Consider the following 26719-nt stretch of genomic DNA (forward strand, 5'->3'; position numbering starts at 1 on the left):
CTTCCCTTCCTCTCTACGTTTTACTTAACGGTAATTACGACATTTCCCTTTTTATGCCCTTTTTCAACGTACGTGTGAGCCTCTCGCATTTGTTCCAACGAATAGCATCGGTCTATGACCGCTTTGAACTGACCGGACTCTATCAGCTGCTTTAGCGTCAAAACATCCTCCAGACGCACCCTTGCCATCCCGCTGCCTTCTACGGTTACATACGTCCCTTTCGCCTTCATTACCTTTTTGCAGGCCACTTTCTCACTTTTACCTACTGCATCAAAGATCACATCGTAGCGCTCTTGGCTTTTTGTAAAATCCTCTTTGGTGTAATCCACTATATGATCGGCTCCGAGTGCTTTGACCATCTCTACGTTGGCTGTACTGCATACCCCGATAACCTCTGCCCCAAAGTACTTGGCGAGCTGTACCCCTGAGGTCCCAACTGAACCAGATGCGCCAAAGATCAGCACTTTTTGTCCACGCTGGATTTTTGCTTTCCTCAGAAAGTACAAGGCTGCCGTTCCTCCAAACAATACGGACGCAGCTTCCTCAAAAGTCGCATTGGTCGGTTTGGTTGCCAACAGCCCGTCTTCCGGCAAGCAAATATATTCAGCATGGGCGCCTAGCCCCATACCTGTAAAGGCAAAAATCTGATCTCCGACCTGAAATCGCTGGACATCGCTCCCCACAGCTATTACCTCTCCCGATAGCTCCGTCCCGAGTATTGGTTTTCTTGGCTTTCGCAGACCTAAAGCAATGCGCATCGGAATCCAGTACAAAAGCGGGCTTTGAAAGCTGCGTATCCGGCAATCTCCAGAGCTTACTGTTGTCGCCCGAACCTTTATGAGGACTTCATTATTTCTCGGAACAGGCTTTTGGAGCTTTTGCAGCTGTAGTACCTCCGGTGATCCATATTTGGTGCAAACAATCGCTTTCATGGTGTTCCCCCAAACCTCTTCGTTTGGGATCAGTATATGTGCAGTTCCCAATAACCTAATAGCTACTTAAGTATGAAAAAAGGAGGATTACACAAAACCAAGCTGACGTGCACGAGCGACTGCCTCTGTTCGCCGCTTTACTTGCAGCTTGTCAAACAGGTTCCGGTTGTACCCTTTCACAGTACTCAGCGCGAGAAACAACCTCTCACTTATTTCCTGATTCGAGAGACCTCGCGCGAGCAGCTCCAGTATTTCCAGTTCTCTGGGGCTTAGCGGCTCGATAAGAGAAGAGACAGACTCAACAGGCTGCTGCCCCTTTTTGTCATCATCTTTCCACTCTGCTTCACATGCGGCGAGCAGCTTGCAAAGGTATTCCGAAGAACCATCCGTAGCTGCGACCTCACGCAACAACTGGGCCATCGGGAAGCCCTCGTCGATGAAGGTCCGTACGAAGCCCTCAGGCTCAGTAATTGCCAGCGCAGCTTTCAATACGCTCGCACCTTTGTGCTTCTGGCCATGTGCATAGCAGGCTGCCGCAAAAAGAACCGCAGTTTTGAGAGACTCACTCTCCAAACCCTGGACTCCCACCTCTTTTCGCACCGATTCCAATATCTCCAATGCAGCCGCTGTATCTCCTTGGGCCAGATGCACACGCGCTTGTCCTGTGCGAAGCCCTTGCCGCTGCGCCAGATCGGCAGCTACTGCCACATTGCCTTGCCGAAGCGCTACAACTATTCGCGCTTCCGCTATGCTAGACAACTGCGCAACGAATTGCTGCTTGCGAGCAACTCGATCTGCCCTGTCCAACATCACCGCTGCAGCGCTCACCTCTCCAATTGCAAGCTTTTGTTTGGCAAGAAATACCTCACAGGCAATGCCTCTGTCCGTATGCTCGAGTTGCCGGGCCAGCTGAACAGCTTTTTCTCCATGCTGCCGTGCAGCCACCAAATCATTCCATTCATAATAAATACGCGCCAAACCCAAGTATGCTTCAGACGCAGCCGGAAGCGGAGGATTACCTGCGAGCGCCCCTGCCAAACGATACATCTTGGCTGCTGCAATAAGCTGATTTTCCGCTTCCTGCACTTTTCCCAGCCCAATCCTAGCCATCATGGAGACGAGGGTATGCCCGATCTTTTGGCTGATAGCTAAAGCTTCCGTATAGGCCTCGCTCGCGGCGATTCGCTCGCCTTGGAGTTGATAGGCATATCCGAGCGTCCACATGGCGGCTGCCCGAACAGGCAGGTTATTTGAATGCAAGTATTGAATGGCACGGTTGGACTCCTCTCTGATCGTTTCCGCCTGATGCTTGCTGACAGCCATCGTGGCACGGATGGCTGCGATATGTCCGATCACATCCCGATTCTCTTCCCCTTGCCTGCTACCACCTAGGGCAAGCTCAGCCGCTTTCAGCTTGTGCTCGGCATCGTTCGTTTGCCCCATCATCAGCAGTCCAGAAGCATACATCACCCACAAGGATGGCCTTTTATCCAGCTCTCCCACAGGCAAGGCTTGCAACCAATTCATGACAGGAAACACCTCACCGCGAAAAAGCAAGGGCATTCCCTCTCCCTCTGCCAGTCGAGTAGCACGTTTTGTATCATGAGCAGCGATCGCATGCTGGAAGGCTTCCAGCTCAAGCCCATTCACTTCATACCATTCACTGGCACGAATATGCAAATCGGCAACGCTCTCATCCGTAATTGTTCTCTTAGCCTGCCGGCTCTGCTGCAATCGCTCCCGAAGCATGTCCACAAAAAGATGGTGATAGCGATACCATCTCCTGTCATGATCCAGCGGTACGAGGAACAGGTTGGCATGCGTAAGAGACTCCAGCATTTCTTGCCCCGAAGCAAAAGCTCCATCTTGTTCCCCTACTGTACTACCAAGCACAGCATCGCAAAGCGGTCCGCACATACGCTCCAGAATCGATGTACGTAGTAAAAATGATTGCACACTGACAGGCTGCTGCTGGAGCACCTCCTCCATCAAATAATCCACGACAAAGTGATGACTCCCGCTAAACGTTTGAATCACACTGCTTGCATCCTCCTGGCCCTGCATAGAAAGAGCTGCTAATTGCAATCCCGCAATCCAGCCTTCTGTCCGCGCTTCAAGCAGAGCCATCTCTTCAGATGAAAGGGTAACACTCATCACTTCCCTGAAGAATGCGTCTGCCTCAGCGAACGTAAATCGCAATTCAGGGGCGCGAAGCTCGGTCAGTTGGCTCCTGGCGCGAAGTCTGGCAAGCGAAAAATCCGGGTCCTTCCGAGTTGTGATAATCACATGCATGTGCGGCGGCAGATGTGCGAGGATAAAGGTGATGAGCTGGTCGATTGATTTGGATTGGGCAGAATGGTAGTCGTCAAGGACGAGGACAAAATACTCTGGACTGGCCGCTATTTGATTAAGCAATACAGTCAAAATAGCTTCCATGGATGGCGGCTGCGGAGCTTGAAGAGCCCCCACTATATCTGCTTCCACCCTGACCCCGATCGTTTGCAAAGCTGCGCATACATATCGTAAAAAGCGTGCTGGATCCCTATCGTTCTCATCCAGCGACAACCAGGCAATAGGTCGATCGCATTCCGCTAGCCATTCACTGACAAGCGTCGTCTTTCCAAACCCTGCCGGAGCTGTCACGAGTGTTAATCTGCGATGCAGCCCCTCATTCAGCCGTTCAACTAATCGCGGACGAAGGACCGTTTTGGGTCGTCTCGGTGGAACATACAGCTTTGTGGATAGAAGAGGCGTGGACATCGGTTCATAACCACCCTTCTGCGCTCGTTCTCAGCACTTGATCGTATGTTATATCGCTTTCAATACGTTATAACGCACAGAAACGGCTGATAAGGTATCTCCTCTTTTTCTCTCGCGATGGTCATGTTAAAACTCCTTTCCTCTTTATTCTAGCAAGTTTCGTTTCGCCCGTCCCCTGATTATGGAAATGATCTGGTACAATAAGGGAACGCCATGCGCAAATTGATGACCGAAAAAGGTGAACCGACCATGGAGCCAATGTTGCATCATCGCTGGGATTTAAGCGAAGAGGAAGCCATGCAAACCCAGCAAACACTGGGAAAAACAGTGATCAAAGAAGATCAATTCACCACGATCCGCTATATTGCCGGCGTAGATGTGGCCTATGCCAAAGAGAGTGATGCTTTAATCGCTGCAATCGTCATTCTGGATGCCCACTCACTGAACGTCGTAGAATCTGTGGTTGTAAAAGACACTGTTCACTTCCCATACATACCAGGCTTGTTCTCGTTTCGCGAGCTGCCCCCGATCATCATGGCATTCAAACAAGTCACGACTTCACCAGACCTGGTTGTCTGTGATGGACAAGGAATTGCTCACCCGAGAAGATTTGGACTCGCCAGTCATTTAGGTGTTTTGTTCGATATCCCTACTATCGGCTGTGGAAAAACGAGACTGCTGGGGGAGTATACAGAGCCTGACCAGATCAGAGGTGCGGTTTCGCCCTTGATCGATCAGGACGAAGTAGTCGGAGGTGTCTTGCGAACACAAGCGAATACGAAGCCGATCTACGTATCCGTCGGTCATCGCATTTCTTTGCAAACCGCCTGCGACTGGATCATAAAGCTCTCGCCGAACTATCGTCTACCGGAAACTACCAGGCTTGCGGATCAGCTCGTGAATCAAACGATTCGTCAACCAAGCGAATGACGCTTGAAGTCAAATCGTTGATACAATATATAGGAGGCCTTTGTCATGTCCCATATCGCAGCCTTGCTTCACGTACAAATCCCTGTCAAAAATCTGCATGCAGCTATTGACTGGTATTGTGAGCATTTGGGTTTTTCTTTGCAAGCTGAATTTGATCAATCAGCTTTTCTCGCCTTGTCTACTGGGCCGACTCTAATGTTATGGGAAACAGCTGACAAGACCTCCGCCACCTTTACCGTCGACAGTCAGCCCATGCCTGTTTTCCTGTTCACTACTGCTGATATTCATTCCCTGTATGATCACCTGCTGGCCCAAAAGGTTACGATTACTCATTATCAAAACGATGGCTTTGGCTGGGTTCTGAAGTTTTTTGACCCCAATGATAACATGCTGGGAGTCATTCAAAAAAATGAGTAGGCTTATGATACATAAAAAAGGCAAGGGTACATGATTCCTTCTACGGCATGCACCTTTGCCCACTCCCTTCTTCTACAACTCTGTTTTCAACTCGTACAAGGAGGAGCTGCTTCCCCATACCCCGCTTCTATATCAGCGGAAACTGGTATCTGAACATGATCTACAATCATTTTGATAATAGACAGATGGAGTCCGAAATCAATATTTTCCCCATCTGCATAGCCTAGTGAGGCGGCAATTCCCCAGCTTGTCGTGCCAATGGCTTGAAAGCCGCTCTTCTCCAACGTCCGGGCAGAAAGCACATCCCAGGCATTCCCTAAAAACAAAATATCCGGGGTGTTGTGAAGCGCGCAAAATTGCTTGATTTTATTCATAAAGACTCTCCTTTTCAAACGATGGCTTCTGTTGTCTTTTCACAGCTGACTTTTAGTTTTTGTCGTTGCTCCAAAATATGCTGACCTCGCTGATAGAACGGGAACGCGATGAAGGTCAGCAGCATGAGAATAGCGAAAATGAGCGGCCCCTGGTCAAATCCCAAATACTTCAGCAGAATGCCGCCAACCCAAGCACTTGCACTCTGTCCGATAAAGGCAAATCCACTTGCTCCGTAATAGGCTCCGCGCAAATGTCCAGGGGCAATCTCCCCAATCAGTACGTCTCCAACTACAAAGCACAGGATTTCTCCAATCGTAAACACGACCATCGAACAAGCGAGCAGAAACAGATTGTCAAAAATTCCGAAGCCGAAAAGCCCTAACCCGAAAAAGAGACATCCGATCTTCAATGCCGCGAGCGACGAGAAGCGCTTCATCAGCCTAGCCAATGGATATTGAAAGATCAGTACCGCCAGAGTATTGACAATAAACAGAAATGAGTATGCCTCTACCCGATCATGCCCAATGTATTGGGACAGTGTCGTATCCAGATGGGAATAAGCTCCCGCAACGAAAATATTGCCGAGTAGAAAGTAAAGAAAGACTTTATCAGTAAATACGATTCGCGCCATCTGATTGATCGAAACCACAGCAGACTTTTCTTTCGCCTCCAGCTTGAACAGGAGCATAAAGACCACCAGCAAAACCGCATATAACGCAAAAATAATGGCACTCACCAGAAACGGCAGCAGCGACGAGGAGCTGCCTGCCCCCAGCTTCAAGCCAATCAGCGGGCCAATCGCACCGCCTAAATTGATGGCAAAGTATCTGGCATTGAAAGCATCCGTGCGCCGATCCTCAGGCGTGACGTCAGCAAGTAAAGCCCGTGCTGTCGGTTCAAACACATTCCGGAACAGGCCGTTTAACGCACTAAGAACAAAGAAAATCCACGTTTCACTGGCAAAAGCAAATCCGACCAGGACCAGGCTCCACGCCCCCATCGCCGTGATCATGACAGGATACCTGCCCAATCGGTCAGAGAGTGCCCCGCCAGCAAAGCTGCTAACTGTGCCGACCAGCAAGCTTATGGCTAAAATAGCTCCTACGGTTGCCGGATCAATGCCTTTTTCCTTTCCTAAGTAAATCCCCAAAAACGGAAGCGTCATAAAAAACCCTGTCCGTGACAAAAAGGTTCCAATGATGACACCCCATGCAACCGGATGAAATTGCGCCTTGTGAAACAACGTTTTGAAAATCATATGACCCTCTCCATTCGTCTCCCACTCGTCTCTATAAGCTTCTTTCCCTTCCCCTTCAGTATATCTATCTAAAAAAGGGGAAAAAGGGTATGATTTGATTGAATTGCATCACCTTTTAGCTCAAGCAAAGGAGTCCACTATGGCATCAGTTCTGCATTTTTTAGAGCTTCGTTCATTTTTTAACACGTTGGAAATCGGACATCCTTTTTCAGTCACAATCGACAAGCTGACAGGCATATGGCACTGTACCCCGCGCTATGCCAAGCTGATCGTACGCAAGCTGTGCGAGGAAGGCTGGATCGAGTGGCAGGCTGGCCGGGGGCGCGGGAATACTTCGATGCTGACCTTTCTCATTGCCTCTACGGACGTCCTTTTGGCGGAAGTGAAGCTGCGAATGGAGCAGGGGGATGTAAAGGAAGCCATGGAGCTGATGAACCGCTTCGGCAGCCCCACGAGCAAGGATCAGTTTATGGATTGGCTGTCAGAAGGAATGGGCTTTTCAACACAGGATAAAGCAAACACGGTTCACGACACCTTGCGTTTTCCTGTCTACCGTAAAATCGTCACGCTTGATCCAGCCTTGGTTTATTATCATTTCGATGCACATTTGGCCGGACAGCTATTCAATACATTGGTTACTTACGATCATGAAACAAAAACAATCCATCCTTGCATCGCGCATTCATGGGAAACCAGTCCTGATCAGTGTGAATGGACGTTTCATCTGCGCAAAAATGTGCTGTTCCATCATGGACGCGAGCTGACTGCCCAGGATGTCATCTTTTCACTGGATCGGCTTCGGCTTCATCCTGAACGCTTTGAGGCAAGCTGGATGGTGCAAGACATTGCACAGCTCGAAGCGATCAATCCGAAAACGGTACGAATTCGTTTAAAAGAGCCGAATCATTTATTTTTACGTTTATTGACAACCGTTCCGACCAGCATCGTCCCCGAGGATATCGTGCGCCAGGGGGAGCCTTCCTTTGCACAAAAGCCAGTGGGAACCGGACCTTTTCAGCTGGCTCGCTTCAAGGAAGACTTGTGTGTATTGGAGGCTTTTCCCGCTCATTTTTTAGGAAGGCCTCAGCTTGATCGGGTAGAGGTGCTCACCTTCCCCGAATTGGAATCAGGGCGAATAAAAGAGCCGGACTGGACTTCCGTCATCGTTTCCCATGGTGTCACCACAAGAGCCGAGGCTTTGCGAGAAGCGGTTGTGAATGGCAGTGCCGAGTGGTGTAATCTCGAAACGTTCTTTTCCTGCTGTAATATCCTCGTCTTTAACCAATGGAAGAACGGTCCACATAGTCATCCCAAATTTCGCCTTGCGCTCGACCATCTTATCGATCGTGAGCAGATGATAGCCGATTTGGGCGGTGACCGGATTTATCCGGCAACTGGTTTTCGTCCATTCAATCCAGCAACGGAGAAAAGCCGAAGAAAAACCGTACCTCTCCAGCATGCAGAAATCATGACACTCATAGCGGACAGCGGGTATCGTGGAGAAGTGCTCCGTTTAGTAGCCACGGCCTATCATGAACCCGACGCGCTTTGGATAAAGGAGCGCTGTCTGCGATTTGGCATCAATCTGGAGGTCGAGGTGAGGGATCAGGCTGAATTCGCGACACGTGACGGCTTGCCGGAGCATGATTGTCAATTGTTTGGGAATGTGTTCAGCAATGACGAGATCAGCGAGCTGGAAATGTACATCCAGAAAAATTACTTCCTCCCCGCCTTTGATGAACCGTTGGCAAAGGAAATCAGCAAAGTGACGACATCCATTTTTCGGGAACCAAGTGAAGTGGCACGAAGGAGCCTGCTTGCCCATGCAGAGACGCGTATCCTGAATCATCGCGCCGTCCTCTATCTGGTTCAAAAGAAATCCCAGACATCCTTCCACAAATCGGTGCGCGGTGTGACAATCAATTCGTCAGGGTGGCTGGACTTTCACAAGATCTGGTTTCATCCTCACAAATCGGATGGCACTAGCCCGTAGCAGCGCAAGAACGCGAAAGCAAAAAGCCACAGCCTTTTCCCGGCTGTAGCTTTGTTTTTTCCGTGCGACCTATACAAAACCCATGAGCCGCTTGACATGTACGCAATTTTCCTTGGTCGTAAGCATCTCCAGCAGCTTGAATGCAACATCGAAAGCGGTAGACGGATTGTAGGAGGTAATGATATTCCCGTCTACCACGATGGGTTGATCAGGGGCAACCTTCACCCCAAACTCAGCCAGCTGCTTTTGTCTGCGTCCTTCTCCTAAATTGTACGTAGTCCCCTCTCTCCCGACAAGAATTCCACTCTTGCCAACAGGGAGCGCCCCGACACAGATAGAGGCAATAATCTTTCCTTGTCGCTCAAATTCTCTGATGACGCCTAAAAACGGTTCGCTGTACGCATCCTCATAAAACCCCGCCTCTTCAAATCCCCCTGGAATTGCGAGTGCATCAAATTCGTCTATATTCATGTCACTTACTTGTAATTCAGGAATGACCGTAAAATTGAAGGTGCATTGCAGCTGATCATGCAGCCCGACCGTAACCAGCTGTGTCGTACCGTCTCCCAGCGACTTGTTCCATCCGATCACATCTGTAAAAACACTTGCTTCCACTGCTTCAAATCCGTCAGCCAACAACAAGCATACTTTTTTCATTCCTCTGCAGCTCCCTTTTCCCTCATGGGTCTTGTTGCTGTTAAGTATACGAGCTGCCTCTGTCATCAGTAAAATTGAAACAACTGAAGAGAATGATCGAATAATCTGATATGATAAATGAATATACATTTTCATTCGTTCAAAAAGGATGGATTTCATGGAAATCAGACATTTGCAGACGTTCCTGGCGATTGTGGATACGGGCAAATTTACAACAGCATCCGAGCAGCTCGGTTACGCACAGTCCACGATTACCTCGCACATCCAAATCCTTGAGGATGAATTAGGCTCACCGTTGTTCGACCGATTGGGGAAAAAAGTGATTTTGACGAATTTCGGCAGAGAGCTGGTACCCTATGCCCGCAAAATGCTGGATACGTACAAGGAAATCAGGAGCCTCGCAGCTGAGCAAACGGGGATCTCAGGGGATATTGTCATTGGTGCAGCCGAATCTCTCTCCATTTATCGGCTGGGAGAAATTTTAAAAGAATTCAAGAGAAGCTATCCCGGCGTAAATATCTTTTTAAAGAATGCCATATGCAATGAGCTGCGCGGAATGCTGCATACTGGCGAGGTTGACCTGGTCTTTACCATCGAGCCTGCTATCACAGACCCTAACCTGATCGTTACGAACCTGAAAAAAGAAACGATGGTCATCATCGGTGCTCCCGAGTCGGCATTGTCGCCAGCGACCTTTTCACATCCACCTGCGCCAGAAACGATCATTCTCAGTGAAAAAGGCTGTAGCTTTACAATGGGCTTCGAGAAATACTTGCGGCAAAAACAGTTCACCTATGGGAATCCATTGTCTTTTTCCAGCATGGAGACGATTAAAAAATGCGTCATGAATGGACTAGGCATTTCTCTTTTACCGCTTTATACCGTGAAAAATGAAATCGAGCAAGGCAGCTTATCCATGATCGCGGAAGAAAAGCTACTAGACTCATTTTACACGCAGCTTTCCTATCATAAAAATAAACGAGTGACCGCCGCTATGCGCAAGTTCATCGAGATTACGGACAAGCACGCTGCCAATTGGACATGAGCCAGCCTGCTTCAAGCAAAAACAGTCTGAGAAAAATCCCAGACTGTTTTTTGTCCCATAGACTATGCCCTCTGGTAAACTCTCTTCCCGGCTACAAAGGTCATGTTTACATGAAACTGCTGATCCAAAACCGTAATATCGGCATCATAGCCGGCTGCAAGACGACCTTTTCGCTCTCCTAAGCCCAAAATGGTTGCAGGCGTATGCGAAGCCATTTCTACCGCTTCTGGCAAAGGAACCTTGCTAAGCGTCACCATATTGCACACCGCGCGATTAAGCGTCAGGATGCTACCTGCGAGGGTCCCGTCAGCGAGCTTGGCCTGATTCTCGTGAACATGCACTTCCTGTCCCCCCAGGTCATACGAACCTTCTCCCATCGCAGCCGCTCGCATCGAGTCGCTGACGAGCGCTAGACGTCCTGCCGTTTTAACGCGGTACAGGATGTTCATCACGGCTGGATGCACATGAATCCCATCTGCGATCAGCTCCGTGCTGAGCTGCTCATGATACATGGCGGCACCGACAACTCCAGGCTCCCGATGATGCAGTCCTGTCATGGCATTGAAGCAGTGGGTGAAATGGCGTACGCCCGCCTCGACAGCTTGCGTCGCCTGAGCAAAGCTTGCACCTGTATGCCCTGCTGATACGATCACGCCCTGCTCTTTCAGCCAGGCAATCGCATCGAGTGCCTCTGGCTGCTCCGGCGCGATTGTGACGACCTTGATCAGCCCCTCTGCCAGCTCATATAATCTGCGTACTGCCGCAAGCTTTGGCAAAGAAATATTCTCTTCCTTTTGCGCTCCTTTATAGAGCGGATTGATCCACGGCCCCTCCAGATGAATACCTACGACTTCTGCACCATCCAGTCCCAAACGACTACTCTGGGCAATACTTGCGAGCACTGGCTCAATCTGTTCATAAGGGGCAGTCATGGTCGTTGCCAAAAAAGAAGTTACCCCAAATCTCGTCAATGCCTTGGAGATCGCTTGCAGAGATTCGGGTGTCCCGTCCATCGTATCGTGTCCATCAATTCCATGCATGTGAATGTCCATAAACCCCGGACAAATCCAACCGTCTACCTGAATGATTGATTCAGGCAGCTCACCGCTAAACTCCCTCGCTTCGCCAGCAAAACGAATAGTGCTCCCCTCAATGACGACGAGTCCATCCGTTATTTCAGCGCCATTTGCAATCACTGCACCGCGCAGACCAAACTCCTGGTTCATTCCCGTTCCTCCCATGAAGACTAGCTACCTGTCTGTCTCCGATTTATATAACCTGCTCACGACCTGCTCGGTTTCTGCTACCAGCTGCAGCAACAGCTCGCTCGCGCTCATGTCCCGAGTCAAAGATGCGGCTTGACCAGCCCACATCGACATGTATTCGCCTCGCTGATTTTTCCCCGCCGCAGCCCGTATGTCTTTGGTCAAGGCATTTTGGATGGGATAGGAAGGCAATTCATGATCATGAGGCGATAACCTCGTCATGAATTCATTTTGTATCCCTCTCGCCCACTTCCCGGAGAAAGCACGTGTCAGCACGATCTGCTCATCCGGGGTCTCCCCAAGCGCCGCTTTGTGCAGAGCATGTGCACCACTTTCCGTACATGTCAAAAAGGCGGTACCAAGCTGTGCTGCCCCTGCTCCTAATGCCAGTGCTGCAGCAATCCCGCGCCCGTCCATAATTCCGCCAGCAGCAATGACCGGAATCTTTACACGGTCCACCAGCTGCGGAACGAGTGCCATCGTACCAACCAAATTGCTCGGAGAATCTGGTAAAAAGGAGCCCCGGTGCCCCCCCGCCTCACTACCTTGTGCTGCAATCATGTCGACACCGCTTGCCTCCAAGGCGACCGCCTCACGCGTTGTTGTCGCTGTACCGATGACTGTTGTTCCCTGCTTCTTCAGCTCGGCAAGCCAGCGCTGCTCCAACAGCCCGAACGTAAAGCTGAACACAGGTACCTTTTCCTCCAGCACGACCGCCATCTGCTCCTCAAACGGCTCCGTAAAGCGGGACACGTGAGGATCATGCGGAATACCCAGCTCATCTCGCACCCCATTCATTTCCGAAGCGACCCCGGAAGCAATCTCCTCGTTCGGGTCAAACGCCTCGGGTATAAACAAACTCACCGCAAAGGGCTTGTCTGTTATTTCTCGGATCGAGCGAATTGCCACTCGTATCTGCTCCGCACTCATGTAGGCAGCCCCTAACGAGCCTAGTCCACCTGCTTTGGAAACAGCCGCAACCAAAGCGGGGGTCGTCGCTCCGCCTGCCATTGGCGCCTGAATGATTGGCCAGTTTATTTGTAAACGAGTTGCTACTGGATTTGAGGACCACATGCCGCATCCGCTCCTTGATCGATATTTGGCTTACGAAAACGCTTCGTCTGACTGAATCAGCTCCAAAAAATGCGCCAATACCCGTGCAGTCAAGCCCCAGATCACCCGGCCGTCAATCTCATAAAACAAATGCTCAATTGTACCTGCACGCCACGGATAACGCTTGCCACCCGGGATAAGATGAAAGGGAAAATCGTCTTCAGGCTCTGTCGATACGGTAGAGCGATACGTCGCTGGCTGCGTCACACGCAATGTATCCAGCGGGATGATAAACACATCTCCGACCTCTTCCGGGTTCGGCTGCATGTTTGCTATCCCTTCCACATAGCCCACAAACGGATAGATGGTCGCTGACCCTGGCCCCGTCAGCATATCCAGCTCACCCATATAGTGAATATGCTCGAGCGGCAAGCCCAGCTCCTCACTCGTTTCACGGCGTGCAGTCATCCAGCGCGAGTCGTCGCCGTCCTCAGCCTTGCCTCCTGGAAAACAAACCTCGTTGGCTTGCCTGCGCATCGTGCTTGCCCGCTTTTCAAACAAGACGCCCAGCCGGCCATCTTCCATTTTGACCAAAGGCAGCAGCACGCTGAATACGCCTGTCCTTTGCGCGCCCATGATTCCGCTCTCTCTCTGGTGAAAAACTTTTGCTATATCGGTTAGCAGTGGATCGTCTGGTGGATTTACACGAGTAAGCATCGGTGTCAAATAATTGGAAACCTCGATGAGATTATGATCTGGATCGCGCATGTAGACGGACAAAATCGGCCCCATCGCCCCCGTCTTCTGTACTGGCCCCTCCACAATCTCGACGCCATGTTCTTTCATCGACTGAATCACCTGCTCCAATGGGGCCGAAGCGATGAAACAGAGATCGGCAGAACCGCTGACAGGGTGCATTGCTTTCGGCTCAAACTCGTGTCCGACCTGATGCAGGTTTATTTTTTGCTGGCCATACTGGAGCGCTCTTCTGCCTTCTCCAAACGTGACCGCCTTCATTCCCAACACTTGCTCGTAAAAGCGGCAAGTAGCTTCGATATCTCGTACCGTCAAAACCAAATGGTCCAATCTATCAATCACTTTTTCCCACTCCCTTGCTGCTTGCGACATTCTCTTATTCGCTATTATAGCAAAAGGCAAGCATCCTTCCCGCATTCAACCCATGTGAAAGTGTTTTCGGTTGCTTGAGCGGCAGTTCCCTACATCACTCATTATACAATCTTTTCCCAATATCCCCCTCTGCGTTTTTACGCAAAAACAAACGAGCGCTCCCACCTGGATGTGGAAGCGCCCATGTTTTGTTCTATTAAGAAGCATTACGAGCCGAATTGTGCCTGATGGAGACGATTATATACACCCTGATTTTGCAGCAGCTCATCATGCTTGCCTTGCTCCGCGATGCCATTTTCTGCTACTACAATAATTCGGTCTGCATTTTTGATCGTCGCCAGTCGGTGTGCAATCACAAGTGTGGTACGCCCTTGCGACAACTCCGACAAGGCCTGCTGGATGGCAGACTCGGTCTCTGTATCAAGTGCAGAGGTGGCCTCATCCAAAATGAGAATCGGAGGATTTTTCAGGAACATCCGGGCAATAGACAGGCGTTGCTTTTGACCGCCAGACAGCTTCACGCCCCGCTCGCCGATCATAGTATCCAAGCCTTCTGGCAGAGAGAGAATCAGCTCCTCCAGCTGCGCCCTTCTTGCGGCATCCCAGATCTCCTGATCAGTAGCGCCAAGCTTGCCGTACATGATGTTCTCCCGAATACTGCCATCGAACAGGAAAACCTCCTGCTGCACGATTCCGATATGAGAGCGCAGCGACTCCAAGGTCATTTCGCGGATGTTCATGCCATCAATCGAGATGCTTCCCGCGTCCACATCATAAAAACGTGGCAGCAGGCTGCACAATGTCGTTTTCCCTGCACCGGATGGACCTACCAATGCAACGGTTTCTCCAGCATGGATCGTTAGCGAAACATCACGCAGTACCTTATCTTTGTTTTCATAGCCAAAGGTAACGTCCGCGAAGCGAATATCTCCACGCACCTTGCTGATTGCTTTCGCATTTGGCGAATCTGCCACATCCGGCTCTGTCTCCAAAAGCTCCAAATAACGCTTGAACCCTGCCACGCCTTTTGGATAGGTCTCAATGACGGAGTTAATTTGTTTAATCGGCCCTAAAAACACGTTGGACAGCATGACAAAGGCGATGAACTCCCCGTACGTCATTTCACCAGCGATGACAAACCACGTACCGCAAACGAGCACAAACAAGGATACGAGCTTCATCAAAATAAAGCTGAGCGAGGAATTCCACGCCATGATGCGATACGTGATCAGCTTGGTAAAACGGAAGCGCTCGTTGTTTTGTGCAAAACGCTTGATTTCATGATTTTCGTTCGCAAACGCTTGAACAACGCGGATTCCACTGACATTATTCTCGACGCGCGAGTTGTAATCAGCGATATCCTTGAACATACGATCAAACGCTCTCGACATTTTGCGGCTAAAGTACATAGACAAGTAAATCATCAACGGCACGATAATAAAGGTGAGAACCGCCAGTTGCCAGTTGATGCTCAGCATGATTCCAAAAGCACCCGTCAAGGTCATAATCGCAATAAACAAATCCTCTGGCCCATGGTGAGCGATTTCGCCAATGTCCATGAGATCATTCGTCATCCGCGAAACCAGATGACCGGTTTTGTTGTTATCAAAAAATCGGAACGATAGCTTTTGTACCCGATCGAACAGCTTCTTGCGCATGTCCGACTCGATGTTGATCCCCAGCTTGTGCCCCCAATATGTAACGACAAAATGAAGCGCGGCACTGACGACGTAAATCCCTAAAAGCATCAGGCACGCATACAGGATCAGCTTCCAGTCCCCGCTAGGCAGCAGGTCATCTACTACCCGATTGACAGCAAGAGGAAAGGCAAGCTCTAATAACGCTGCTAAAATGGCGCATGAAAAATCAAGAATGAATAGCCCCATATAAGGTCTGTAATAAGCAAAGAACCGGCGTAGCATGTATCTTTCTCTCCCTTCGCGAACAGCCTTACCCGGCTTGCCCACATCTCTCTATGTCTTTGTACGGGCGAGCAAATACAAGAAATAAGGTGCTCCGATTACAGCTACGACGATGCCTGTCGGAATCTCGGATGGTTGCAAAATCCAACGTCCTAGCGTATCAGCGACAATGACAAGAAGCGAGCCAACGAGGGCTGCAGTCGGCAGCAGCATCTCATGCTTTGGTCCAACCAGCCTGCGGGCCAGATGCGGTCCAATCAAGCCGACGAACCCGATACCGCCACTCACGGCTACGCATGAAGCAGCAAGACCAACAGCTGCTGCCAGCAGTTTCAGCTGCTCTCTGGATACGGGAGCGCCAAGACCAGTCGCCAGCTCTTCTCCCAGATTGAGTACGTTCATAACACGTGCTTTGTAAAAGACAAACGGCAAAAGAACGACGATCCACGGCAGCAGTGACAAAACAAATTTCCAGTTTGTCCCCCAGATACTACCAGCCAGCCAAGTCGCGACAAACTGATACTTCTCCGGGCTCAGCTTGAGAGTCAGGACGATCATCGCAGCACTCATCCCCGCCGCGACCGCAATCCCTGTCAGCAATATGCGGATCGGAGACAAGCCTTTATGTCTTTTGTAGGCAAGGATATAGATCAATGCGGCAGTCAAGCCCGCGCCTACCAATGCCAGAACAGGCAGCAAAAATACAGGTGCAGCAGCGGTAGACGGGTAAAACGAGATGAACAGCATTACCATTAAGCCTGCTCCGGCATTGATCCCCAAAATTCCCGGGTCCGCCAAAGCATTTCGCGAAATTCCTTGAATGACACAACCAGACACAGCCAGTCCCGCGCCAATCAGGATGGAAATCACAATACGCGGCAAACGGAAGTCAAACAGAATCAGGTTTTGTTTCTCCGTACCAGATCCTAAGAACGTCATGAGCAAATCCATCGGAGACAACCGGATAAAGCCTGTATTCATGCTGATGATAAAAGCGATCAGGATGAGTATGCCAAGTACGATCATGACGGTGATGCCTCTTGCTCGCTTGCGTGCATCTACATGAGCGGTAAGTGATTGCATGATTACATCTCCCTTCTTTCTTTACGTGCCAGGTAAAGGAAGAACGGCACGCCGATTAGCGCAATGAGTGCCCCGAGCGGAGTCTCAAAGGGCGGATTCACCATTCTCGCCGCCAAATCGGCAAAAACGACAAGCAAGCTTCCCAATACCGCTGAACACGGAATAATCCAGCGATAATCCACGCCAACCAAATAACGGGTCAAGTGGGGAATGATCAAGCCGACAAAGCCCACTGCCCCCACAACGGATACCGCTGAGCCTGCCAAAATCAGCACGATGATCATTCCTAAAAATTTGACCAATACAGTACGTTGTCCGAGACCCTTGGCGATATCCTCACCAAGACTGAGCATCGTAATGGAGCGAGACAGGGCGATCGCCCCAAGAATCGCGACAAGAATCCATGGGAACATAATTTTCAGCTGGAACCATTTTGTTCCGGCTACGCCCCCTGCGTACCAAAATGCGAGGTCTTGGCCAATTTTGAAATATAGCGCAATTCCTTCACTCAGCGCAGACAATAACGCACTTAGTGCCGCACCAGCCAGCACCAGACGCACCGGCGTCAAACCACCCTTTGCCAGTGAGCCAATCCCGTAAACGAGCCCGGCACCAACTCCGGCACCCAGGAAACTGTAAAGAATCAGGTACATAAACGGCAAGCCAGGGAAAAAGGCAAAGCACAGCGCCAAAACAAAGCCCGCACCCGCATTCAGACCGAGCAAGCCGGAATCAGCCAGCGGATTGCGCGTCATTCCTTGCATGATCGCACCAGCCACGGCAAAGCTGGCTCCGACCATCGCCCCGCCTAAAAGGCGTGGAAGTCGGATTTCCTGAATAATCTGATGCTGGGTCAAATCAGGATTAAAATGAAAAATGGCGTCCCAAACGACAGCAAAATGGATGTCAGCTGCCCCGAATGAAACAGACAAAAACATTCCAAGAATTAAAGCCAAGATGCCACTCGTCAAAATCAGCGTAGCAGCCCAAGGACGAGAGCGAAACTTGACCGGATTCGTTGTTGCTCCTTTTTGTATGGATTGTGCATGTTGACTCATACTTGCCACCTTTTCTATCAATATCAATAAGGTTTAAGCCTGTTTCAAGCATGTCTACAGTGAATTATGTATTGATATTGATAATTATTATCACATAAAGAATTGTAGGCGATCGAGGAAATAAGTGTCAATGGATAAATGCGATGATTCTTTTGGACATTTTGGACAATGCTACGCCAGTACGCGCAATACCTCATCAATTTTCTTTGTGTTTGCGATCACGCCATGGTTCATCCAGGTCATGAAATCCACATGGTAAGCACGGTTGTTTTGAACGGCAGGGAGAGCACGCCATAGCGGATGCTGGATTTGTTCTCGCTCGGCATTTTTTCCCGCCTGATGCCATTTGTCAAAGACGTAAAAAATATGATCGGCATCCAGCGTAGATAGCTGCTCCCACGTCACACCTGCGCGCGCTTCCTGCGTCGATAGCTGCATGACAAGCGAATGCGGCCTCATCCCCAAATCCTGATACAAAACGGGCGCCGTATAGTTCTTCTCTACACTGATCATCTCGGCAGATACACGCAAAAAAGCGACCGTCTGACCTTTGAGGCTTTTTTCCAGTACACGCTTGGCTGCCTGCGCTTTTTGTTCATACTGTGCGATCGTATTTTCAGCCCGTTCGCCGCGCCCCAGCTGCTCCCCTAATACACGCAGGGTTGATCGCCAATCCGGACCAAGCTGACAAATCACGCATGTACGGGCAATACGGGCGCACTCCTCAAACAAATCCGTTTTCAGACCGGTACATTGTCGTAGCATGATCACATCCGGATGTTGATTCGCCAAATCATGGACCTTACTTTTCAAAACATCATACGTTGGAACACCATCCAGACCGAGATAGTCCTGCTTCCCCCAAAAAGTATGAGCCCACTGAACAATCGGGGTAAGACCGAGCGCGACCAAATAATCCTCCATAAAAAGGGAGACTACACGCAAATCATCCCGATGGATATTGCGATATTTGCCCGGGGCGAGGCCCACCGTTTGCTTGAAACGGCGATTGAAATAGTACTCGCTTGTAAACCCGACATTTTGTGCGATTTCATGAATTCTGTCACCTGTCATCAAGAGCAGCTGCTTGGCGCGGTTCATCCGCAAGCTGTTGATATAATCGAGCGGAATTTGTCCGGTTACCTCCTTGAATAATTGCGTATAGCGCCAGCGCGGGACATGCGCTTCTGTCGCCAGCTGATCGACTGTCAGCTGCTCCTGATAATGCTGCTGCACAAACTCAACAGAGCGCTCTACAGCCTGGCGGGGATCTAGCGCACGCTTTCCTGCATCATTTTGCTGGAGCAAAAAGCACAGCAATTCCTCGAAGCGCACATGATTGTAAAACCGTTGCTGACCATCTGTCTCATCCCGGTGTATGTAAATTTCATTGACACGATCTACCAGCTTTGAAAAGGGGGTGCAGGCCAGCTCCCCTAAGCATGAAAAAGGCTCGAAAGCTGCTTCGTTGTCCTGGACAGACAGGTGCAGCATGCGAAATGTGATGCGAAAATATTCAAGGACATGTCGATCAGAACGAATCCAATAGCTTTGACCAGGCTGTACCACCCAGCAGCTTTCCCGTTCAATACAACATTCTGCCTCATCAACATACAAATGACCCTGTCCGTCAATAGCGATGAGAATCGTATAATCATCGACTTCTCGGTGAGACTGCAAAGCAGCAGGTATAAGACTGTCTCTTTCCATTCCTGTCAACAGGTAGAGGGAAGGAGGATACAGCTTATCGCCGGATTGGAAAATGTGTATCTCCCTCTTTCTTTTAATCGAGAATGATTATCATTTCTATTATAATGAAAAACAGAAAGCTCATCAACCATCGGCGACAAGCTTTCTGCGTAATTTTTGACTTACCCTCGTTTACTTGACGAACGTTTTTACCAGGTCATCTGCTTTCTTCATGTTCGCCAACAGGGCACCCGATTGCCAATGAGTCCGGTCCATTTTATAAACATGTCCTTTTTTGACTGCGGAAACTGATTGCCAAATCGGCGTTTCGAGGATTTTCAGCGACTCCTTGTTTTCCGTGGAATCCCACGTCCCATTCGACGGGAACAAAATGATATAATCCGCATCAATAGCCGGAATCGCTTCCTCTGTGAGAACGACGTGTGTTTCCTGATTTTTGGCTGCTGCATAAGGCTGCAGACCAAGCTCCTTATAAAGCATTCCCGTATAAACGTTGCCATCACCGAACAGGGCTAGCGTAGGCTTGTTCCCTACATTCAAGCGGATGACAGCAACCGTTTCATTTCCGACTGCCTGTTGCAGCTTCGCTTTTGCATCCGCCATTTTTTGCTCATAATTCTTGATCACCTCGTCTGCTTTTTCCGGAATTCCAAGCAGATCCGCAATTTTCTTGAGACGTCCGGTCGTATCATTGCGCAGTTCATCCGGCAGCTTGTAGGTAGGGGCGACCTTGCTGTACTGCTCGTATTTCTCTGCATCGGCTCCCCCATCTACAATAATCAAATCAGGAGCAGCCTGCAGCAGCGCTTCCATGCTGCCAGTAATATCAAACTCCGGTACGTCCAAACCGAGGTAATCCTGTTTTCCCCAAGCAGGGTGATACCATTGCACGATTGGCTTCACGCCCAGTGCCATCATAAAGTCTTCCTGATAAATAGCGGCAACTCGCTGTGGCTGGGCCGGGATCGTTACGTCTCCGTAAGCATCCTTGACGACTCTTGTTTCAGCGGACTTCTCGGCAGTTGCCGATTGTTCCGCTGGCTTTTGCTCGGCTGATGCAGTCACTGGCGCAGCTTGTTCTGGCGCTTTCTCTGCGCACGCGGTCAAGCTGAGTGCCATAACCAAAGCAATGGACATCCAGCCTTTTTTTATATTTCGAGCTGTTTTTTCCATGATTTCGATCCTCTCCTGTATGCAATGAGCAGCATTTTGTTGTGATTCTCATTCTCATCTACTGTTTTCCATCCTGATCATATGTCCCTACCCTGCCCTCTGACAATGCATTTTCTCCAATTTTTTTTGTCCAAACTCGTGAACAGGCTCCCCATATCTCCTCGTTTTTGTACAAATACAAGTAGGGCCGCTTCGTTTTTGTCCATTGAGCAGCCCTTTTCGTTTTACTATGATGAAGTCGCAAATGATAATGATTATCACACGACAACACGCTCTAATCATGGATTTGTTATTGGAGGAAGATTGGGAATGAACAATATTCGTAGCATAGTCGGAGCGGTGGGAACCATTGTACTTGCGACGAGTCTGCTTTTCGGGTGCAGCAGCCAGACCAGTCAAAAGCAAGAGAATGCCCCTTCATCAGCAGAAGCGGCTACTCGCTCGTATACCGATTATAAAGGACACACGAGTCCTATACCGGTATCACCGCAGCGGATCATCTTTTGGGGCGAGACTTTCGGAGATACACTAGCGCTGGGAGTTAAGCCAGTTGGTGGCTCTGGCTACACCAATCAAGTATTTGAAGATCGTCTGCAAGACGTTGAGGATGTTGGCTTCCCGATCAATTTGGAAAAGGTATTGGAGCTGAAGCCAGACGTCATTCTTTACGCCGGTACGGACGAAAAGGACTTTGATGCGCTTTCCAAAATTGCCCCAACAGTCATTTTCGATACGTTTGCTCCTTTGGAAGAGCGGATGACACTACTCGGTGACCTCATTGGGAAAAAGGAAGAGGCAAAAAAGTGTCTGAAAGAGTACAAGCAAAGCGCTGAAAGCATGTGGAAAAAGCTAAAGGAAACGGGGATGAAGGAAGGCGAAACTGCCTCCGTTGATGAGCGGATTTTCCTCTGCCCTCTATCATCCAAATGGTTTCGCTCCCGGAGACAAGATTCAGGAGATCCTCGAAGCAGAAGAGGGCTTTGCGGAAATTTCGGAGGCTGCCTTGCCGGATTACGCCGGCGATCGCATCTTCATGCTGCTCTCCGAGAAGCAGGATTCTCGCAGGGCGACACAACGTCTGCTAGCTAGCGCGCTCTGGCATAGTCTGCCCGCTGTCCAAAACGGAAAAGTCCATCTGATTGAAGCCCAGCAGTGGAACTGCGGCGCGGCACTGGTCAGAGAAAACCTGTTGCAGGTTATATCGGGCATGCTTCGTCGCACCTCCTAAACCAGGGACATCCAGCAATGAAAAAAGCGGAACGACGTTTCCGATTCGTGAATCAGGCGGCCTGCCTAGATTCAATCACGGCCAACGTGTTCCGCTTTTGATATTTACAGCTCTTCTGCGATCATCCAGGTCACATTTTTGGATTGCAAATCTGCATCCCATTCTTCTGGGGCAGGTGCATCACTGATGACGATGTCCACTTCCATCAGATCAGCTACCTTACACAGTGTACTGATTCCGATTTTGGAATGATCCGCCAAGACAATGCTTTCGTTTGCATTTTCGATAAAACGCTTGGCCAGCTCTGCACGCTCTGGATCGTAGCATGTCAGACCTTTGTGCAAAAGCAGCCCGTCCATCGACAGAAACGCCTTGTCGACATAAAAGGACTTCATCATTTTTTCCGCAAAAGCTCCTCCGACCCGATGGTGCTTGGCATTGACTTTTCCACCTAGAAAATAGACTTCTGCCTTGAGAATGCCATTGTTTTGATACTCGATCAGGAGGTTGAGCGCCGTAATGGAGCTCGTCAAAATCGTCAAATCCTTTTTGGTGGTCAAGAAGCTGATCATCTGCAACGGAGTCGTTCCTTCGTCGATGACGATCGTATCGTTGTCCTGAACCAGCTCAGCAGCTACTCGGCCAATCCGCTTCTTTTCTTCTGCTCTCATGACTTCCCGACTGAGATGGGATGGCTCGGAGCGTTCCAAATTCAGCTTCACAGCCCCTCCATAGACGCGTTTCAGCTTTTTCTCCGCTTCCAGGTCTTCCAAATATCTGCGAATCGACTCTGAAGAAACTTGCAGCTTCTCCACCAGCTCATTGGTTCTCACTTTGCCGTTTGAGTTTACCAACTGCAAAATGATCTGCTTACGCTCTTCTCCGAATAACGACGACACGCCTTGTCCCCCTATTTCATCTGCTATCAGATCAAGCGCTCCTCGAACGAGATCTGACGCTTCGCTTCCTGTTGCAAGTATCAAGCGTAGATTTTCCCAACATTTCAGTATCTTCCCTACCATAAATTGTAGAGGTATTGCGACATACAATCAAGGAGCTATCTACCAAAATCGATTCTCTTCGATTGCAACTAGCAAGCGTTCCATGTCTTCCGCATAAACTTCGCCGATATTTCCAATCCGAAACGTATCGGCTTGCGATATTTTCCCCGGATAAATCACGAAGCCAGCCTGCTTTAAGCGATCATAGAGCTCTTGGAACGAAAAGGCATCGCTCTCGGGATAATAAAAGGATGTAATGAATGGCGATTGGAACTCTTTCGGCAGCAAGGTCCGAATTCCGAGTCGCTCCATCCCGTCAGACAAGATTTCTTGATTTCGTGCATAGCGCTCATATCGCTTAACTACCCCGCCTTCTGCCAGAAGCTCTGTCAGCGCTTGGTCAAAAGCGCGCACAACGTGAGTCGGAGAGGTGTATCGCCACTTGCCATTTTCCTCCTCCATCGTGTTCCACTGATCGTATAAATCGAGGGAGAGTGTCCGAGCAATCCCTTTGCACCCTGTGAGCGCAGCTGTTCGGGCAATGACAAAACCGAAGCCCGGCACACCCTGAATGCATTTATTCGCACTCGAAATGAGATAATCGATAGAAAGCTCTGCCACATCCAGCTCAATTCCTCCGAAGCTACTCATCGCATCCACAATATAGACCTTGCCATACTTCTTAGCTATTTCACCAATTCCCCGAATCGGGTTGAGCATCCCTGTCGTCGTTTCCGAATGCACGACCGCCACATGAGTAATCGCTGTATCTTCCTCCAGAATTCGGATCAATGGCTCAACAGAAGTTTGGGATACTTCTCCATAATCCACAACAGCTGTAGCGATCTGATGCACCTGCGCCATTTTCACGATCCGATCACCGTATGCCCCATTCGTCAGAACGAGCAGTTTGCCGTCGGCCGGAATCACGCTGCTGATGACCGCTTCCACACAAAAGGTTCCGCTTCCTTGCATAAGTACGGTTGTATAGTCTTCCGTTTGATCTGTTGCGAGTTTCACGAGCTTTTGTCGAACCGACTGTACGAGCTCGTTATAATCCCGGTCCCATGTGCACCAGTCGCGCATCATGGCTTCGCGCACACTACGCGATGTAGACAGCGGTCCTGGTGTAAGCAGCAAATACGGATTGTCGGTTGCTTCCTGTTGATGTTGATTCAAAATGTCTCATCCCTTCTGACTGATCTGATCGAAACTGCCTCGCAAGTTATGGGCGCTCTCCTGCTGCCTGGCGCAGCTTGATTTTTTCCAGTACTTCATCTAACAGTCCGATTTCCTCTATGACATAATGAGCACCTGCTGCTCGCAATCTCTCCGATGTTTTGGCCATTCTCTCCTCCAGCTCATCCGCTGCCATGTCCGCTACTTCCTCCTGCGACAAGCCCAGCTCACTGCCGCCCTTGAGGACACCGACCGTCCACATCCCAGCGTTTCGCCCTTCTTTCATATCACTTATCGTGTCGCCTACCTTGACCATCTCACCCATCGGATAGACGTCTAGCAGGATCGCATTTTGATAGCACATCCACGGATACGGTCGACCGGCAGGCATGTCGCTTGGCGTAACCAGCACATCTGGAGCGTAGCCTTGCTCTTTGGCTGCTTTTGTTACGACTGCCATCATCTCGCGGGTATAACCCGTGGTTGATCCAATCTTGATGCCTTGGCTTCGCAGGCGCTCTACCAACTGGATCGCTCCCGGCACTGGAGTAACGTATTGGTGCAGCGTTTCCATCAGCATCGGTTCAAAATCCGCGTACAAAGCATCTACATCGGACTCATCCGGGAGACGTCCGTATTTTTCCTGCCACAAGCCTGCTACACGCTCCATCCGGCACAGTGCCTGGATGTGATCACGCTTGAGCATCCCCATCGGCTCACGTGCTTCTTCAGCGGTAAGTTCGATGCCTCTGTTTTTAAAAACCTGTAAAAAAACGGCTAACGGAGCGAAACAACCGTAATCCACCATTGTTCCTGCCCAATCAAATACAACTGCTTTCATAATTTAAGTCACCTGACCTTTCTCTTGGTTGGACCATGCCGTGCGTTTTTTCATACGTGCTGCCATCCATTCTGCGCAAGCACGAGCGATGATATTGAGGACCACGATCAGCACCGACATGGCTGCTGCTGGAGCAACGTCACCAGCGTCATCCATATTGACAATCGAGACGGACGCCAGCTTGAAATCTGCTGCGTACAGAAAAACGACGGCTGAGATCGTGACCATGGAATTGATAAAAAAGTAGACTGCCATTTCGATGATCGCAGGCGTGCAGACGGGAACGGTTACTCGCCAGAAGACCTTGATTTGCGAGATGCCCATCGACTCTGCAGCTTGTTCAAACTCTGGATCGAGCTTTTTCAAGGCGCTGGTTGCCGTAATGAACCCGACCGAGAAAAAGTGGATCACGTTGGCGAGAATCAGAATCCAGATTGAGCCGTACAAGCCGTGCAGAGGATTGCCTGGATTGTTGAAAAAGAAAATGTAGGCAAGACCAATGACCAGTCCTGGCAGAGCCAAAGGAAGAATCGAAAGGAAGTAACCTGTTTGCCGAAGTCCTTTCCATACCTGCGATTTCTCGATGGCGTAAGCGGCTATAAACGTGACTACGGTTCCGATCACAGCTGTCAGCAACGCGACCAAAATGCTGTTCCATAGCGGTGTCATGCCTTCTCCGGCAACGCCTGAAAAATCGTAATGCTGCCAGCCGAATTCGAGATTATACGGCCATACCTTGATAAAGGAAGCGATCACGACTGCTGCCATCATGAGGAGCAAAAATCCACTTACACACAGACAGATGAGCGTGAAAAAGACGTCGCGAAAACGATTTTCTTTGATTCGGTATGGCTTGGACTTGGCGGTAATTGCGGAATGCTGCTTACGCTCCACGATTCGATCGACGATAAAGGCGGCGAGAGCCGGAATGATCAAGAGCAGACCAACTGTCGCTCCCATCGTCATGTTTTGCTGACCGATGACTTGCTTGTACACATCGGTAGCGAGCACAGAAAACTGTCCTCCGACTACTTTTGGTGCCCCAAAATCGGTAAACGAGAGCGTAAAGCAAACAAAGCAAGCACTGACGATTCCATATTTGATGCTTGGGATTGTCACGGTAAAAAATTTGCGCCAGTTGCCTGCGCCGAGTGTATCCGCTGCCTCATAGAGCTGGTAGTCAGCGAATGCAAGTGACACAGCAAGAATCAAGTAAGCCTGCGGGAATACGTAGACGATTTCTGCCAAAGTAATGCCAACCGGACCATACAAATCGATATCCCACTGAAATGGAAGCAGTCCGAATACCCCTGTGGTGACGAGGCCCTGATTGCCAAACAGATAGGTCAGGGCGATCCCATGCATCATGGTCGGTGCGAATAACGGCAGCAAGGCAATCGCGCGAAAGGCTCCTTTTCCCCGAATGCCGCTACGCGTCAAAGCGTAAGCAAAGAAAAACGCGAGTGTAACGGCAATTAGTGTCGTCATGGCTGAAATGTAAAGCGTGTTCGTAACCGATTGGGACAAGGCCGGCGTCGAAAAGTAAGTCACAAAGTTGTTCAGTCCGATGAATTGCCCGCTCTTGTCATAAAACGCGCGCGAGAACAACTGGATCAACGGCAATAGTACGCTTACACCTAGGGCGACGATGACGAGTGAAATCAGCCATTTTTGCATCGTCTTGCCTGTGGCTTGTCTGGCTGCATTCATA

General features: G+C 49.8%; 22 protein-coding genes and 1 pseudogene. 5 read left to right on the forward strand and 18 right to left on the reverse strand.

Features of this window, described 5'->3' with window-relative positions:
- Positions 1-20: 20 nt before the first annotated feature.
- Both ADS79_RS32900 and ADS79_RS32905 read right to left on the reverse strand, forming a co-directional pair.
- Positions 21-932, reverse strand: a complete 912-nt coding sequence (locus ADS79_RS32900; protein WP_049742706.1) for an NAD(P)-dependent alcohol dehydrogenase — start codon at positions 930-932, stop codon at positions 21-23.
- Positions 933-1019: 87 nt separating this feature from the next.
- Complete coding sequence (locus ADS79_RS32905) at positions 1020-3692, reverse strand: winged helix-turn-helix domain-containing protein (RefSeq protein WP_049742707.1); 2673 nt, start codon at positions 3690-3692, stop codon at positions 1020-1022.
- A gap of 249 nt (positions 3693-3941) precedes the next feature.
- On the opposite strand from ADS79_RS32905, the gene nfi reads away from it, so the two are divergent.
- Both nfi and ADS79_RS32915 read left to right on the forward strand, forming a co-directional pair.
- Positions 3942-4622 (forward strand): deoxyribonuclease V, encoded by a 681-nt coding sequence (nfi, locus tag ADS79_RS32910; protein WP_049742808.1) that lies wholly within the window; start codon positions 3942-3944, stop codon positions 4620-4622.
- Between the two features lie 45 nt (positions 4623-4667).
- Positions 4668-5039 (forward strand): VOC family protein, encoded by a 372-nt coding sequence (locus ADS79_RS32915; protein WP_049742708.1) that lies wholly within the window; start codon positions 4668-4670, stop codon positions 5037-5039.
- 110 nt (positions 5040-5149) lie between these two features.
- Here ADS79_RS32915 and ADS79_RS32920 read toward each other — a convergent pair.
- Positions 5150-5413, reverse strand: a pseudogene (locus ADS79_RS32920) (isocitrate lyase/phosphoenolpyruvate mutase family protein); the annotation flags it as partial.
- A 14-nt stretch (positions 5414-5427) separates the two neighbouring features.
- Positions 5428-6672 (reverse strand): MDR family MFS transporter, encoded by a 1245-nt coding sequence (locus tag ADS79_RS32925; protein WP_049742709.1) that lies wholly within the window; start codon positions 6670-6672, stop codon positions 5428-5430.
- A 139-nt stretch (positions 6673-6811) separates the two neighbouring features.
- On the opposite strand from ADS79_RS32925, the gene ADS79_RS32930 reads away from it, so the two are divergent.
- Positions 6812-8665: an SgrR family transcriptional regulator gene (locus tag ADS79_RS32930; protein ID WP_049742710.1), complete on the forward strand. Its 1854-nt coding sequence runs from the start codon at positions 6812-6814 to the stop codon at positions 8663-8665.
- Between the two features lie 69 nt (positions 8666-8734).
- Here the strand turns inward: ADS79_RS32930 and ADS79_RS32935 are convergent, their stop codons facing one another.
- Positions 8735-9322 (reverse strand): DJ-1/PfpI family protein, encoded by a 588-nt coding sequence (locus ADS79_RS32935; protein WP_049742711.1) that lies wholly within the window; start codon positions 9320-9322, stop codon positions 8735-8737.
- A gap of 157 nt (positions 9323-9479) precedes the next feature.
- Between ADS79_RS32935 and ADS79_RS32940 the strand changes: the two genes are divergently transcribed.
- Positions 9480-10367: a LysR family transcriptional regulator gene (locus ADS79_RS32940; protein ID WP_049742712.1), complete on the forward strand. Its 888-nt coding sequence runs from the start codon at positions 9480-9482 to the stop codon at positions 10365-10367.
- Between the two features lie 62 nt (positions 10368-10429).
- Here ADS79_RS32940 and nagA read toward each other — a convergent pair whose 3' ends face one another.
- The 8 genes from nagA to ADS79_RS32980 form a co-directional block, all read right to left on the reverse strand.
- Complete coding sequence (gene nagA, locus ADS79_RS32945; RefSeq protein WP_049742713.1) at positions 10430-11593, reverse strand: N-acetylglucosamine-6-phosphate deacetylase; 1164 nt, start codon at positions 11591-11593, stop codon at positions 10430-10432.
- Positions 11594-11617: 24 nt separating this feature from the next.
- Positions 11618-12706 carry an NAD(P)H-dependent flavin oxidoreductase gene (locus ADS79_RS32950; protein WP_049742714.1) on the reverse strand — a complete coding sequence of 363 codons (1089 nt, stop codon included), beginning with the start codon at positions 12704-12706 and terminating at the stop codon, positions 11618-11620.
- A gap of 30 nt (positions 12707-12736) precedes the next feature.
- Complete coding sequence (locus tag ADS79_RS34775) at positions 12737-13783, reverse strand: VOC family protein (protein ID WP_084766172.1); 1047 nt, start codon at positions 13781-13783, stop codon at positions 12737-12739.
- Positions 13784-14019: 236 nt separating this feature from the next.
- A complete protein-coding gene (locus ADS79_RS32960) occupies positions 14020-15735 on the reverse strand; it encodes an ABC transporter ATP-binding protein (protein WP_049742715.1) in 1716 nt (571 codons plus the stop codon).
- 51 nt (positions 15736-15786) lie between these two features.
- Positions 15787-16818 (reverse strand): FecCD family ABC transporter permease, encoded by a 1032-nt coding sequence (locus tag ADS79_RS32965; RefSeq protein WP_049742716.1) that lies wholly within the window; start codon positions 16816-16818, stop codon positions 15787-15789.
- 2 nt (positions 16819-16820) lie between these two features.
- The gene (locus tag ADS79_RS32970) at positions 16821-17876 is read right to left on the reverse strand and encodes a FecCD family ABC transporter permease (protein ID WP_049742717.1); all 1056 of its coding nucleotides are present in this window, start codon (positions 17874-17876) and stop codon (positions 16821-16823) included.
- Positions 17877-18047: 171 nt separating this feature from the next.
- Positions 18048-19586 carry an AraC family transcriptional regulator gene (locus ADS79_RS32975; protein ID WP_236700181.1) on the reverse strand — a complete coding sequence of 513 codons (1539 nt, stop codon included), beginning with the start codon at positions 19584-19586 and terminating at the stop codon, positions 18048-18050.
- Between the two features lie 171 nt (positions 19587-19757).
- Positions 19758-20759 (reverse strand): ABC transporter substrate-binding protein, encoded by a 1002-nt coding sequence (locus ADS79_RS32980; protein WP_049742719.1) that lies wholly within the window; start codon positions 20757-20759, stop codon positions 19758-19760.
- A gap of 309 nt (positions 20760-21068) precedes the next feature.
- Here ADS79_RS32980 and ADS79_RS32985 point away from each other — a divergent pair, with 309 nt between their 5' ends.
- On the forward strand, positions 21069-21848 hold the full coding sequence (locus ADS79_RS32985) for an ABC transporter substrate-binding protein (RefSeq protein ID WP_236700182.1): 780 nt from the start codon (positions 21069-21071) through the stop codon (positions 21846-21848).
- Here the strand turns inward: ADS79_RS32985 and ADS79_RS36365 are convergent.
- The 5 genes from ADS79_RS36365 to ADS79_RS33005 all read right to left on the reverse strand — a co-directional run bounded on the left by ADS79_RS36365 (position 21841) and on the right by ADS79_RS33005 (position 26718).
- On the reverse strand, positions 21841-22062 hold the full coding sequence (locus ADS79_RS36365) for a hypothetical protein (RefSeq protein ID WP_236700183.1): 222 nt from the start codon (positions 22060-22062) through the stop codon (positions 21841-21843). The genes ADS79_RS32985 and ADS79_RS36365 overlap by 8 nt on opposite strands.
- A gap of 29 nt (positions 22063-22091) precedes the next feature.
- Positions 22092-22886 (reverse strand): DeoR/GlpR family DNA-binding transcription regulator, encoded by a 795-nt coding sequence (locus ADS79_RS32990; protein ID WP_049742810.1) that lies wholly within the window; start codon positions 22884-22886, stop codon positions 22092-22094.
- Positions 22887-23048: 162 nt separating this feature from the next.
- Positions 23049-24167 carry a 2-aminoethylphosphonate--pyruvate transaminase gene (phnW, locus tag ADS79_RS32995; RefSeq protein ID WP_141260956.1) on the reverse strand — a complete coding sequence of 373 codons (1119 nt, stop codon included), beginning with the start codon at positions 24165-24167 and terminating at the stop codon, positions 23049-23051.
- Positions 24168-24213: 46 nt separating this feature from the next.
- Positions 24214-25008, reverse strand: coding sequence for a phosphonoacetaldehyde hydrolase (gene phnX / locus ADS79_RS33000; RefSeq protein WP_049742721.1), 795 nt, complete (start codon positions 25006-25008; stop codon positions 24214-24216).
- A gap of 3 nt (positions 25009-25011) precedes the next feature.
- Positions 25012-26718, reverse strand: a complete 1707-nt coding sequence (locus tag ADS79_RS33005) for a putative 2-aminoethylphosphonate ABC transporter permease subunit (RefSeq protein WP_049742811.1) — start codon at positions 26716-26718, stop codon at positions 25012-25014.
- Between the last annotated feature and the right edge of the window lies 1 nt (position 26719).

It is taken from the genome of Brevibacillus reuszeri (assembly GCF_001187725.1).
In the GTDB taxonomy this organism is placed as follows: Bacteria; Bacillota; Bacilli; order Brevibacillales; family Brevibacillaceae; genus Brevibacillus; species Brevibacillus reuszeri.

Excerpts from the sequence above, each read along its gene's own strand:
- ADS79_RS32940 (WP_049742712.1), top strand. The coding sequence starts at position 9,480 with ATGGAAATCAGACATTTGCAGACGTTCCTGGCGATTGTGGATACGGGC.
- ADS79_RS32900 (WP_049742706.1), bottom strand. The coding sequence starts at position 932 with ATGAAAGCGATTGTTTGCACCAAATATGGATCACCGGAGGTACTACAG.
- ADS79_RS32960 (WP_049742715.1), bottom strand. The coding sequence starts at position 15,735 with ATGCTACGCCGGTTCTTTGCTTATTACAGACCTTATATGGGGCTATTC.
- ADS79_RS32985 (WP_236700182.1), top strand. The coding sequence starts at position 21,069 with ATGAACAATATTCGTAGCATAGTCGGAGCGGTGGGAACCATTGTACTT.
- phnX (WP_049742721.1), bottom strand. The coding sequence starts at position 25,008 with ATGAAAGCAGTTGTATTTGATTGGGCAGGAACAATGGTGGATTACGGT.
- nfi (WP_049742808.1), top strand. The coding sequence starts at position 3,942 with ATGGAGCCAATGTTGCATCATCGCTGGGATTTAAGCGAAGAGGAAGCC.
- ADS79_RS32915 (WP_049742708.1), top strand. The coding sequence starts at position 4,668 with ATGTCCCATATCGCAGCCTTGCTTCACGTACAAATCCCTGTCAAAAAT.
- ADS79_RS32935 (WP_049742711.1), bottom strand. The coding sequence starts at position 9,322 with ATGAAAAAAGTATGCTTGTTGTTGGCTGACGGATTTGAAGCAGTGGAA.
- nagA (WP_049742713.1), bottom strand. The coding sequence starts at position 11,593 with ATGAACCAGGAGTTTGGTCTGCGCGGTGCAGTGATTGCAAATGGCGCT.
- ADS79_RS32930 (WP_049742710.1), top strand. The coding sequence starts at position 6,812 with ATGGCATCAGTTCTGCATTTTTTAGAGCTTCGTTCATTTTTTAACACG.
- ADS79_RS32905 (WP_049742707.1), bottom strand. The coding sequence starts at position 3,692 with ATGTCCACGCCTCTTCTATCCACAAAGCTGTATGTTCCACCGAGACGA.
- ADS79_RS32965 (WP_049742716.1), bottom strand. The coding sequence starts at position 16,818 with ATGCAATCACTTACCGCTCATGTAGATGCACGCAAGCGAGCAAGAGGC.
- ADS79_RS33005 (WP_049742811.1), bottom strand. The coding sequence starts at position 26,718 with ATGAATGCAGCCAGACAAGCCACAGGCAAGACGATGCAAAAATGGCTG.
- ADS79_RS32925 (WP_049742709.1), bottom strand. The coding sequence starts at position 6,672 with ATGATTTTCAAAACGTTGTTTCACAAGGCGCAATTTCATCCGGTTGCA.
- ADS79_RS32970 (WP_049742717.1), bottom strand. The coding sequence starts at position 17,876 with ATGAGTCAACATGCACAATCCATACAAAAAGGAGCAACAACGAATCCG.
- ADS79_RS32950 (WP_049742714.1), bottom strand. The coding sequence starts at position 12,706 with ATGTGGTCCTCAAATCCAGTAGCAACTCGTTTACAAATAAACTGGCCA.
- ADS79_RS32975 (WP_236700181.1), bottom strand. The coding sequence starts at position 19,586 with ATGGAAAGAGACAGTCTTATACCTGCTGCTTTGCAGTCTCACCGAGAA.
- ADS79_RS32980 (WP_049742719.1), bottom strand. The coding sequence starts at position 20,759 with ATGGAAAAAACAGCTCGAAATATAAAAAAAGGCTGGATGTCCATTGCT.